This is a genomic window from Gordonia aquimaris (genome assembly GCF_026262595.1).
Taxonomy (GTDB): Bacteria; Actinomycetota; Actinomycetes; order Mycobacteriales; family Mycobacteriaceae; genus Gordonia; species Gordonia tangerina.
Map to the genome: position 1 here is coordinate 34,898 of NZ_JAPKFM010000008.1, position 12,752 is coordinate 47,649.

Consider the following 12,752-nt stretch of genomic DNA (forward strand, 5'->3'; position numbering starts at 1 on the left):
GGTGACGGTGCAGCTCGACGACGAGCTGGCCGCGAAACTCGACGAGTTCGCCCACGCGCAGGGTGTCACCGGTTTCATGGCATCACATGCGGCGCTGACGATCCTGATCTCGCGATTGGCGTCGACGAGTGATGTGGTGATCGGCACGCCGATCGCCGGACGCACCGACGCCGCACTGGGCGATCTGGTCGGCATGTTCGTCAACACCCTGGTGTTGCGGACGCAGGTCGATCCGGCATCCTCGGTGGCCGACCTCGTGGCCCGCGTGCGTGCCGAGGATCTCGAGGCGTTTGCCCACGCGGACGTCCAGTTCGAGGAACTCATCGACGAACTCGCCCCCACCCGCTCGACGGCGTTCCCGCCGCTGGCGCAGATCGCGTTCAGCCACGTCGACGGCGAGGAGTCGATGACCGCCCTCGAGGGCGCCGGCCTCGTGGTCCAACCGCTGGAACTGCCCGACCAGATCGCCAAATTCGAACTGTCGGTGGGCGTCTCGGACCGCACCGAATCGACCCCGATGAGCGTCGACTTCATCTACGCCCGGTCGATCTTCGACGAAGCGACGATCCGGGGCTTCGCGACCGCCTGGTTGCGGATTCTCGAGGCGATGGTGGCCGATTCCTCGGCCGCCGTGGGCGACATCGACCTACTCGGCGAACGGGAGAGGGCGGCGCTGGCCCCGGTGTCCGGGGGCGCACCCGATGCGCCGCCGATGGTGCTGCGCGAGATCTTCGCCGAAGCCGTCGCCTTACATCCCGACAATGTGGCGGTGCGCGATCCGCGCGGCCACAGCCTCACCTATGCCGAACTCGATGCGCGCGCCAATCAGCTCGCGCGGTGGCTGACCGAGCGCGGCGCCGGGCCGGAGACGCTGGTGGCGGTGGCCATCGAGCGCTCGGCCGAGTTGATGACCGCGATCTGGGCGGTCGCGAAGACCGGCGCGGGCTACCTTCCCATCGATCCGGACTATCCCGCCGACCGGATCGCCTACATGCTGTCCGATTCGGGGACCGAACTCGGTCTGACCACCACGGCCCGGCGGTCGGGCCTGGGCGACACCGTCGACTGGCAGTGCCTGGACGCCGATGACATCGTCGGCGAGCTCGCGACGCACGACACGGCCGCGCTGTCGGCGGCCGAGTGCAACGGGACGCCGGAGGTCGACGCGATTGCCTACGTGATCTACACGTCGGGCTCGACCGGAACGCCGAAGGGTGTCCAGGTCACCAGCCGCGGTCTGGTCGACTTCGCCCACGCGGAGCTGCGCCGGTTCGCCGTCACACCGGATTCGGTGATCCTGGGTTACGCGTCACCGAGTTTCGATGCGTCCATCCTGGAATGGTTGCTGCCGTTGCGGTCGGGAGCCACGCTGGTCTATCGCCCGGCCGATGTCGTCGGCGGCGAGGCGCTCGCGCAGTTCGTTCGCGACCAGCACATCACTCACCTGTTCCTGACGCCGTCGGTGCTGGCCACCATCGACCCCGACGCCGTTCCCGAGCTGCGGTCGGTGGCCTCCGGTGGGGAAGCGGTGCCGCAGGCCATGATCGACCGGTGGGGAGCCCAACACGCGTTCTTCAACGCCTACGGTCCCACCGAGACGACGGTGGCCGTGACGCTCAGCGAGGCGTTGGCCCCGGGGCAGTCGATCACCATCGGCCGACCCATCCCCGGGGTGGGCATGCTCGTGCTGGACTCGCGTCTGAACGTGGTGCCCGTCGGCGTCACCGGCGAGCTGTACGTGGCCGGCGGCGCGCTCGCCCGCGGCTATGTTCGACGACCCGGGTTGACCGCGAAGCGGTTCATCGCCGACCCCTACGGACGCAACGGCGAACGGCTCTACCGGACCGGCGATCTGGTTCGCTGGCGGCCCGGGCCGACCGGTGAACTCGAGCTCGAGTACGTCGGCCGTAGCGACGATCAGGTCAAGCTGCGGGGGCTGCGCATCGAGCTCGGCGAGATCGAGACGGTACTCAACTCGCATCCGGCGGTGGAGTCGGCGGTGGTGATCGGCGTAGGCGGCTCGGTCGCCTCGGCACTCGCGGGCTATGTGGTGCTGCGCGAGACCGCCGGCACCACGGTGGACCCCCACGAGCTGCGGACCTTCGTCGGTCAGGCCCTGCCCTCGCATATGGTGCCGGCGAGTATCGCCGTGCTCGATGCCCTGCCGTTGACCCCGGTCGGCAAGCTCGACAAGCGCGCGCTGCCCGAACCGGTCATCGACATCGCTGCGGAATACGTGGCACCCGAGACCGAGTCGGAGGAATCGGTTGCGGCGGTCTTCGCCGAGGTGCTCGGCGTCGATCGCGTCGGCGCGACCGACAGCTTCTTCGAGGTCGGCGGCAACTCGCTGTCGGCAACGCGGGTGGCTGCCCGGGTCGCCGACGTGTTCGGTGTCGACGTGTCGGTCCGCGACGTGTTCGAGGCGCCGACGGTGCGGGCGCTGGCCGCCGCGGTCGCCGGCCGCGGGGCGGGCCTGCCCCCGGTCGCCGCGGTCTCACCGCGGCCGGAACGGATTCCGGTGTCGTTCGCGCAGCAGCGTATGTGGTTCATCAACCAGTTCGATCCGTCGGCGTCGACCTACAACGTCCCATTGCTGCTACGCCTGACCGGCAGCCTCGACGTGGACGCGCTGCGTGCGGCACTTGCCGACGTGGTGGTGCGCCACGAGGTCCTGCGCACCACGTTCCCGGCGATCGACGGTGTGCCGGTGCAGATCATCGCCCCGGCCGAGGCGGCCACCTCGACCCTGGACTGGGCCGAGGTCGACTCGACCGCCGATCTCGAAACCGCGGTGAGCGCCGGATTCGACGTCACCGAACAGTGGCCACTGCGGGCGCGGCTGCTCCGCGTCGCCGACGACGAATTCGTCTTCGCCATCGTCGCCCATCACATCGCCGCCGACGGCGAGTCGATGGCGCCGTTGGTGGCCGACCTGATGACCGCATACGCGGCACGGGAGGCCGGCGACGCCCCGACGTTCGCCCCGCTCGAGGTACAGTTCGCTGACGTCGCGCTCTGGCAACACCGCGAACTCGGCTCGGTCGGCGATACGAATTCAGTGGTGGGACAACAGCTGTCGTACTGGACACGCAAGCTCGACGGCCTTCCCGATGTGCTCGAGTTGCCCGGCGACCGGCCCCGTCCGGTGGTGGCCTCCCAACGCGGCGATCAGGTGTCGTTCGAGATCCCTGCCGACGTGGTCGAGGCCATCTCGGCGGTCGCCACCGGACGGGGCGTCACCCCGTTCATGGTGGTCCACGCCGGCCTCGCGGTGCTGCTCGCCCGGCTGTCGGCGACCTCCGACATTGCGGTCGGCACCCCGATCGCCGGACGCGGGCAGCGTGCCCTCGACGCACTGGTCGGCATGTTCGTCAACACGCTGGTGTTGCGCGCCGAGATCGATCCGGGCATGACCTTCGCCGCAGTGATCGACCAGGTCCGCGGTACCGATCTCGAGGCGTACGCGCACGCCGACGTGCCGTTCGAGACGCTGGTCGAGCAGTTGGATCCGGTGCGGTCAGAGGCTTTCGCACCGCTGACGCAGATCCTGCTCACGTTCCATCAGTCGACGCTGCCGGAGTTCTCCGCCGATCTCGGCGACTCGGTCGCCGAAGCGTCCAGCATCGCCGGACTGTCCATCGCGCCGATCGAGGCGCCGGAGACACCCGCCAAGGTCGATTTGACCTTCGCGATCGCCGGCGGCACCCAGGGACAACCGTGGCCGGCGCAGATCGTCTACGCCACCGACATGTTCGATGCGGCGACAGTGCGCACCATGGCCGATCGGTTCGTCCGGGTGCTGGCCACCTGCCTGGCCGACGTGCAGGTGCCGGTGGGGGATGTCGCGCTGCTGTCCGATCACGAATCGAGCGCCCTGGCGGCACTTCCGGCGCCCGTGACCGAGACGACGAACACCGACCGCACCCTGGTGGAGCTGTTCGCGGACACCGTCGCCGACCACGCGACGCGGACCGCGGTGACCGCGCAGGACGTGTCGCTGTCCTACGCCGACCTCGATCGCCGCTCCGATGCGGTGGCAGCGGCGTTGGCGGGCCGGGGTGTCCGCGCCGGTGACCTCGTCGGTATCGCCACCGCACGCTCGGTCGACCTCCCGGTGGCGATCCTCGCCGTGCTCAAAGCCGGTGCCGGCTATCTGCCGCTGGACACCACCAACCCGGTGGACCGGTTGGCGTTCATCGTCTCCGACGCGTCGGTGCGCGTGGTGATCACCGACGCGGCGACCTCGGGACACGAGCTGTTCGCCGGTCTGCCCGCCGGCGTGGTGGCCGTCGACGTCGACGAACTCGCCTCGGCCGGGACCGATCTCGCGGTGCCGGTACCCTCGGTGCGGCCGTCCTCGCGGGCCTACGTCATCTACACCTCCGGCTCGACCGGTTTGCCCAAGGGCGTCGAGATCACCCATCGCGACGTCATCACCCTGATGGACACGGCGGCCGGCGACTTCGACTTCCGGCCCACCGATGTGTGGACGATGTTCCATTCCTATGCGTTCGACTTCTCGGTGTGGGAGTTGTGGGGACCGTTCCTGTGTGGGGCGCGGCTGGTGATCGTCGATCGTGCCCTGGCGCGAGACCCCGATGCCTTCGTGGAGCTGCTCGCCGCCGAGGGCGTGACGGTGCTCAACCAGACGCCGTCGGCGTTCTATCAACTCATCGACGCGCGGCGGCGCAACCCGGTCGATCTGCCGTTGCGCTACATCGTGTTCGGGGGTGAGGCGCTGGGCTTCGAGCAGGTGCGGCGCTGGTTCGACGACCATCCCGACGAGACCACCCAATTGGTCAACATGTACGGCATCACCGAGACCACCGTGCACGTGAGTTTCCGTCCGCTCGACCGCGACCTCGTCGCCGCGGGCGACGCATCCCTGATCGGGCGGCCCCTGCACTCGCTGGCGATCCACATCCTCGACGAGCGGTTGCATCCGGTGCCGCCGGGCGTCGTCGGCGAGATGTACGTCACCGGTGGGCAGCTGGCGCAGGGCTATCTGGGCCGGCCGGGACTCTCGGCGACCCGGTTCGTAGCCAATCCCTTCGATCGCAGCGGTGCCCGCATGTACCGGACGGGTGACCTCGCCCGCCGCATCGGCGACGACATCGAGTACCTCGGTCGCGGTGACGCGCAGGTGCAGTTGCGTGGATTCCGCATCGAGTTCGGTGAGATCGAGGCCGCGCTGCTCGGTGTCGACGGGATCACCGCGGGTGCCGCCAATGTCGTCGAACTCCCGGGGCGTGGTGAACAGCTCATCGGCTACGTCGTCGCCGAACCGGGCGCCGACGTCGACGCGGCGCGGGTGCGCGACGCGGTTGCCCGGGCGGTACCCGGCTACATGGTGCCCAGCATCGTGGTCCCGGTGTCCGCGCTGCCGTTGACGGCCAACGGCAAGCTCGATCGTCGGGCGCTTCCGGTGCCCGAACTCGACGGCGCCGGTGACGATTACGTGGCGCCGGAGACCTCCACCGAGGAAACACTCGCGCGTGTCGTGGCGGGCGTGCTCGGTGTCGATCGGGTGAGTGTGGCCGAGTCGTTCTTCGCGCTCGGCGGCGACTCGATCCTCGCGATCCAGCTCTCGTCTGCCGCCCGTGCCGCCGGGTTCTCGGTGTCCCCGCGAGATGTCTTCGAACACAAGACGGTTCGGGCCATGGCGCATGCGGTGGCGGCGGGCGGAGACCGGCTGCCGCTGTTGAGCGAGCCTGCCGGTGAGCAGGTCGCGATCCCGCCGGTGGCGGCCTGGATGCTCGAGTTGTCGCAGAGCGGGGCGGACTTCGCCGACTTCTCCCAGTCGACGGTGCTCATCGCACCCGATGGACTCGACCTCCCGACGCTGACCGCCGTGCTGGATGCGGTGACGCGTGCCCATCCGATGCTGTCGGCGACGTTGCGCCACACCGACGACGGCTGGGCGTATGCGCTTGGCGAGGGCATCGGATGTGTCGTCGACGAGGCGACCACGGCCGCGGCGCCCGGCTCCGCCGAGTACGACGAGGTATTGCGCACCGCGCATGCCGCAGCACTGCGCCGGCTCGACCCGGCCGCCGGAGTGATCGTGTCCGCGGTCCTGGTCGTCGGCGACGGCGGTGCCCGTGTGGTCCTGGCCATCCATCACCTCGGTGTCGATGCGGTCTCCTGGCCGATCCTCATCGAGGACATCATCACCGTCTGGGGTCGACTGCAGTCCGGTGCGGAGCCGGCGGTGCGTCCCGAGGTGACCTCGGCGCGGGCCTGGCATGCGGCACTCGCCGCGCAGGCCGGCGAACGCGGTGACGAGATGGGGCACTGGCTGGCCCGCGTGGACCGCGATCCCACCGACTTCGGTGTGCCATTCGACCCGCACCGCGATACCTTCGCGACCGTCGACTCCCTGCGGGTCCGGGTGGACCGCACAGTCACCGAGGCGCTGCTGACGAGGGTCGTCGACGCGTACTCCGGTCACGTCAACGATGCGCTGATCGCGGCGCTGGCCCGCGCGGTGCGATCGTGGCAACGCGATCGCGGCATCGTCGACACCGCCGCGGTCACCGTGCTGGTCGAAGGCCACGGCCGCTACGAGGAAGTGGTGGCCCGGGGGACCGACCCGCACACCGCCGACCTGTCCCGAACCGCCGGCTGGTTCACCACACTCGTGCCGTTGGCGCTCGACCCGGCCGACGACGTGGTGCACGCGGTGAAAGCGGCGAAGGAGGAGCGCCTGGCTCAACCGGACCGCGGCATCGGCTACGGACTGCTGCGCTTCACCGCGCCGGATGCCGGTGGGGACGACCGGCTGGCCGGGACCGCGTTGCCGTCGATCGGTTTCAACTTCTTCGGTGCCGGCAGCCGCTCATCCGGCGACGACGTGGTGGTGCCGTTCACCGCCGACCCGGCGGCGCCGGTCCTGCCGGCCACGGTGTCGGGTGCGATGACCGCGATGAACACGCTGACGGTGAACGTCGGCACCCTCTCGGACCGGGACAGCCGCGAACTCTCGGCGGACTTCCTGTTCGTCCGCGGGGTGCTGGGCGATGCGGATGCCGCCGATATCGCATCGCGGTGGCAGGCGGAACTGGCCGCGATCGTCGACACGCTGTCGGTGATCGGTGATCCGGGCCTGTCCCCGTCGGACGTTCCGGGCGCCGGGGTCACCCAGGACGACCTCGACGACGTGGCCCAGCGGTGGCCCGGGGCCGACATCTGGCCGCTGTCTCCCCTGCAGAAGGGCTTGCACTTCGAGGCCGAGCTCGCCGGCGGCGCCGTGGGCTCGGAGACCGCCGCGCCGGTGGATGTCTACGTGGTGCAGTCGATCCTAGAACTTGGTGGGACCGTCGACATCGACCGCCTGCATGCTGCGGCCCAGGCCCTGTTCGCGCACCATCGCGCATTGCGGTCGGGCTTCGTGCGCACCGGCAGTGGTGCGGTGGTGACGGTGGTTCCGCCATCGGTCGAGGTGCCCTGGGAGGTCGTCGACGTCACCGACGGCACCGGCCCCTCCGACGATGTGGTCGAGCAACGCGTGGCACAGGTCGCGCAGACGCAGCGGCGCACCCCGTTTGACCTGGCGCGCCCGCCGCTGATGCGTTTCGCAGTGGTCCGCCACGGCGATACCGCGCATCTGGTGGTGACCAACCATCACATCCTGATCGACGGTTGGTCGGGCCCGCTGGTGCTGGCCGATCTGCTGGCGCTGTATGCCAACGGAGTCACCTACACCGGCCAGATCGGTACCGGCGATGGTGATTTCGAGGACTACCTGCGTCACCTCGCGGCGACCGACGACGTCGCCGGTCGGCAGGCCTGGCGCGAGGTGCTCGCGCCGGTGACGGCGCCCACCTTGGTGGCGCCGGGCGCGGAAGCAACGAATGAGGCACTGCCGCAAGATCTGTCGGTCATTCTTGATGCCGACGTGACCGCCGGCATCGAGGCCCTCGCCCGCGCCGAGGGGGCCACGGTGGCGACGGTGCTGCAGTTCGCCTGGGCGGTGCTCGTGTCGCGGTTGACCGGCAACCGGGTGGTCACCTTCGCCGAGACCGTATCCGGTCGTCCGGCCGACCTCGAGGGCGTCGAATCCATGGTGGGGTTGTTCATCAACACGCTGCCCGCGGTGGTCGACGTCGATCCGGAGGCGTCGATCTCGACCGTGCTGGGTCGCCTGCAGCAGAGCAAGGTGGCGGTTCTCGATCACCAGCATCTGTCGCTGGCGGAGTTGACCGGACTGGCCGGCGGCAACGGCATCGGCGGTCCGCTGTTCGACACGTTGACGGTGCACGAGTCTTATCCGGTGGACACCGACTCGCTGTCCACCACGGATGCCTCGTTGACCGGCGGGCTGGAGATCGTGGACTTCGCCGGTTCCGACGCCACCCACTACCCGCTCAACATGTCGACTTCACCCGTTGCGGGCCAACGACTCTCGCTGACTCTCAAGTATCTGCCGAACGCCTTCGACGCCACCCAGATCGAGGTGTTCATCGACGCACTGGTGCAGATCCTGCGGACCGTGTCGAGCGCTCCGGAGACCCTGACGGCCGACATCGGTCTTCTCGGCGGCGGCGAGATGGCCGCGTTCACCACGGTGTCCGGCGGCACGGGGACCGCGCCGCGCCTGCTCGGCGACATGTTCGCCGAGGTTGCGAACACGCACCCCGACCGCGTCGCGGTAGTCGACGGAAACGGTGCCGCGCTGACCTATGCCGAACTCGATGCGCGGTCCAATCAGCTGGCGCGCTGGCTCATCTCGCGGGGGATCGGCGTCGAGTCGCTGGTCGCGTTGGCGATCGGTCGGTCGGTGGAACTGCTCACCGCGATCTGGGCGGTCACCAAGACCGGTGCCGGATATGTGCCGATCGACCCCGACTACCCGGCCGAACGGGTGGCGAACATGATCGAGGACTCGGGGGCGATCCTCGGGCTGACCGTCCGCACCGGGGAACTTCCCGGCGACGAGTTCGAGTGGGTGCGTCTCGACGGTGACTCGACCCGAGCGGCGATCGCCGACCTGTCCGACGCCGCGGTGAGCGCCGTCGAGATGTCGGGTCGCGTGCGGACCGACAATGTCGCGTACGTGATCTACACATCCGGCTCCACCGGCCGCCCGAAGGGTGTGTCGGTCACTCATGGTGGGCTGGCGAATTTCGCCGCACAGGAGACCTCACGACTGTCGGTCGCAGATGCCCCGGTGGTCCTGGGGTTCGCATCGCCGAGTTTCGATGCGTCGGTCCTGGAGTACCTGCTCGCCACGGTCAACGGCGGCACCCTGGCCTACCGGCCGACCGCGGCCGTCGGCGGTCACGTGTTGCAGGAATTCATGCAGCGTCACCGAGTGACGCACACCTTCCTCACCCCGACGGTGCTCTCGACGCTGGACCCGGCCGCGCTGCCGGATCTGGCCGCGCTGATGGCCGGCGGTGAGGCGGTGCCGCCGTCGCTGGTCGACGCGTGGGCGCCGCATGTGGCCATCCACAACCTGTACGGACCAACGGAGACCACCATCGGCATCACGCTGAGTGAGCCGATGGCCGTCGGCGCGCCGGTGCGGTTGGGACGGCCGTTGGCCGGGGTGACGTTGCTCGTGCTCGACGGTCGTCTGCGGCCGGTGCCGGTCGGTGTGCCCGGCGAGCTCTACGCCGTCGGTCCGGCACTGTCCCGGGGTTACCTGAACCGGCCAGGACTGACCGCCGAGCGTTTCGTGGTCAACCCCTTCGGCACCGCGGGGGAGCGGATGTACCGAACCGGCGACGTGGTTCGCTGGCGCCGTGACGGTGCCGGCGAACTGGTGCTGGAGTACGCCGGACGTTCCGACGATCAGGTGAAGCTGCGCGGACTGCGGATCGAGCTGGGCGAGATCGAGGCCGTGCTGGCCGAACATCCGGCGGTGGAGTCGGCCGTTGTCGTCGGTGTGGGCGGCTCGGTCGCGACCGCACTGGCCGGCTACATCGTCGGCGACGGTGGGATCGACGTGGCCGAGGTGCGTGAGTTCGTCGGCCGACGGCTGCCGTCGCACATGGTCCCCGCCGCGATCATGGTGCTCGATGCGCTGCCGTTGACCCCGGTGGGCAAGCTCGACAAACGGGCGCTTCCAGAAGCGGTGATCGAGACCGGCACCGAGGAGTACGTGGCCCCGGAGACCGAGATGGAGGCCGTGGTGGCCGCCGCGTTCGCCGACGTGCTCGAACTCGAGCAGGTCGGTGTCACCCAGAGCTTCTTCGAGTTGGGCGGCAACTCGCTGTCGGCGACGCGGGTGCTCGGTGCGTTGCGCGAGCAGGGGCATGACGTGGAGTTGGCCTGGCTGTTCAACGACCCCACGGCGCGTGGGCTCGCGGCTCGGATCTCCGGCGGCTCCGGTTCCGGCGAGGTGGTGATCACCCTCAACGCGCAGGGGACGCGGCCGCCGCTGTTCTGCATCCATCCTGCCGGTGGCCTGGCTTGGTTCTATGGCGGGTTCGTGCCCTATCTCGGGGATCGCCCGGTGTACGGCCTGCAGGACCCGCATGTGGTCGCCGGCGAGCCCAGCGCGCGGAGCGTGGAGGAAATGGCCCAGCGGTATCTCACCGAGATCCGCCGGGTGTCGCCGCACGGTCCGTATCACCTGTTGGGCTGGTCGCTGGGTGGCTACGTCGCGTACGCCATCGCGACCGCGCTGCGCGCCGAAGGAGAGGAGGTCGCCTTCCTCGGCGTCATGGACTCGTCGCCGATCCCGCCGCAACCCGACGACGGTTCCGGGTCTGCACCGGCCGGTGTCGAGCTCGGCGGCGACTATGTCGGCGACTTCCTCGGCGGATGGCGCGATCTGTTCGACCTCGACGACAATGTGCACGCGGACAGCGCCGAAGAGGTCGCCGAGATCATCCGCGAACAGATCGCGTCGATGGGCCTGCTCAGCGTCGACCAGGTGCAGGGCGTCATGGACAGCTTCGCGGTCGGCGAAACGCTCGTCGAACAGTTCCGGCCGGCCCCGTATGACGGTTCGCTGCTGGTGTTCACCGCGACCCGCGACAAGGCGGATCCGGCCGCGGTCGCCGACGGTTGGCGACCCCACGTCGCGGGCCGCATCGCGAATGTCGATGTCGATGCCGATCACCTCGGCCTGGCCAACCCCGGCGCGCTCGAGGTCATCGGGCCCGAACTCGACCGGTGGCTCGCCGACGCCGACGCCGCGGAGTCGTAGGAGCCGCAGCACCGTCACCGCAGCGGCACCGTCACCCGCAATCCATCTGCACAATCCACCCACGATCCCTGGAGGACACCCGTGACCAACCCCTTCGACGACGACAACGGCCGCTTCTACGTATTGGTCAACGACGAGAATCAGCACTCGCTGTGGCCGACCTTCGACGACATCCCCGCCGGCTGGAGGACGGTGTTCGGGGAGGACAGTAGGGCGGCATGCCTGGGCTACGTGGAGAAGAACTGGACCGACCTGCGTCCCAAGAGTCTGATCGAGGCGATGGACGCGGACGCGGCGCGCCGCGCGTGACTCTCATCCGGCCACGACGTCGCGAGGCTGTGTAGCCGGGATAACGCTTGAACATCAAGCACTATCCGCCACTCCAACAACTTGAGTCACAGCAGTAACATGGAGTCGTACCGAGAATCTGCTCTGACCTGTGGATTCTCACACAATCTGGCGTCCGCGGTTCCCAAAGAGCCGTTAGCAAGGCAAGCTATTTAGACGGACCTGGCGCCAGAACCATTCTGGGAGGCAACGTGGCCAGGGTCACAACACGGAGTTCGGGGGAACGACTGTGAACATGTTGGATTTGATCGAAGACATCCGGCGGCGGGCCGAGATCACCCCGCGCCTGACTGCTGTTCGCTTCGGTGACGATGTCGTCACCTACGGTGCTCTCGACGAGGCCATCGACTCGTACCGCTCCGTGATGGACCGCCACGGCATGTCGCACGACGCGGCATTCCACGCCGGCCTCATCCACTGCATGCCCGGTCTCACTCGTATCGACGGAGCCGCCGAGCGCAACCGGGTGATGAGCGACATCGTCGCGTGGCTCGGTCGCGAACTCGGCGGCGGCGAAGGTCGCCGCCTGCGCGCCGTCAGCTGATCCACTTCACCGACACGCTTGTGGGTAGGGGTCGGCCTGGGCCGCCCCGACGCTGTCCGATCGACGCTCAAACGATCGCGAGCACCATCAAGATCACCAGCAGTATCGGTGCGCCGATGATCATGCTCGCGATTCCCGCCACCGTGCCGGCCACGGCCCGGCCTGTGCCGCGATAGCGGTTCGGCTCCGGCGTCGGTCGTCGGCCGCTCGCGATCTGTACCAGGGCGATCACCCCCAGCGTCGTCGCAATGAAGCCGAGGATGGCTCCCACGCCCACAAGGGCCAGTGGGAGCGAGATCATCGATGTGATCAACGCCGTGGTCGCCATCCGGGAACTCGGCTGTGCCGGGACATTCATCCCGTTCGTGTTCAGGTGCCTCGAGTCGGTCGCCATAACCGGATCGGGGTACCAGACGTCGGCGACCGGGGGTAGCGGGGCGTCGTTCGCGGAGCTACTCGCCGAGAGTGGCCAACTCGCATTCATCGCTGAGGGCGGCCACATCGAACCGGGTACGGCGGCCGATTCGTCGGTCGCGCCGGGCCGGTCTCGCAACGTCTCGATTGTGGATTCGCCGGTCTCCGGGAGTTGTGTGTCGATGTTCTCGAGCGGCCACCGGGCGATGCGATCGGTCAACGCGGGCGGTATTGACTCGGTGGGGTGATCGGTCTCCCGCATGGCGTACCCTCCTGGCCGGCGGCCCA

General features: G+C 68.9%; 5 protein-coding genes (1 of these 5 cut by a window edge). 4 read left to right on the forward strand and 1 reads right to left on the reverse strand.

Translation table 11 applies throughout. The features are described from left to right. The 3 genes from OSB52_RS09790 to OSB52_RS09800 all read left to right on the forward strand — a co-directional run. Nucleotides 1–11,158: the final stretch of a non-ribosomal peptide synthase/polyketide synthase gene (locus OSB52_RS09790; RefSeq protein WP_266061513.1), read on the forward strand. 13,820 nt of this gene lie to the left of the window's left edge; only the last 11,158 of its 24,978 coding nucleotides appear in the window; the start codon falls outside the window, past its left edge; it ends in the stop codon at nucleotides 11,156–11,158. An 81-nt stretch (nucleotides 11,159–11,239) separates the two neighbouring features. Then, nucleotides 11,240–11,467, forward strand: coding sequence for an MbtH family protein (locus tag OSB52_RS09795; RefSeq protein WP_266061514.1), 228 nt, complete (start codon nucleotides 11,240–11,242; stop codon nucleotides 11,465–11,467). A gap of 274 nt (nucleotides 11,468–11,741) precedes the next feature. After that, the gene (locus OSB52_RS09800; protein ID WP_235725595.1) at nucleotides 11,742–12,050 is read left to right on the forward strand and encodes a hypothetical protein; all 309 of its coding nucleotides are present in this window, start codon (nucleotides 11,742–11,744) and stop codon (nucleotides 12,048–12,050) included. A gap of 67 nt (nucleotides 12,051–12,117) precedes the next feature. Here the strand turns inward: OSB52_RS09800 and OSB52_RS09805 are convergent, their stop codons facing one another. Beyond that, on the reverse strand, nucleotides 12,118–12,321 hold the full coding sequence (locus OSB52_RS09805) for a hypothetical protein (RefSeq protein ID WP_266061515.1): 204 nt from the start codon (nucleotides 12,319–12,321) through the stop codon (nucleotides 12,118–12,120). Here OSB52_RS09805 and OSB52_RS09810 point away from each other — a divergent pair. Continuing rightward, nucleotides 12,311–12,712: a hypothetical protein gene (locus tag OSB52_RS09810; protein WP_266061516.1), complete on the forward strand. Its 402-nt coding sequence runs from the start codon at nucleotides 12,311–12,313 to the stop codon at nucleotides 12,710–12,712. The genes OSB52_RS09805 and OSB52_RS09810 overlap by 11 nt on opposite strands. The last annotated feature ends 40 nt before the right edge of the window (nucleotides 12,713–12,752 follow it).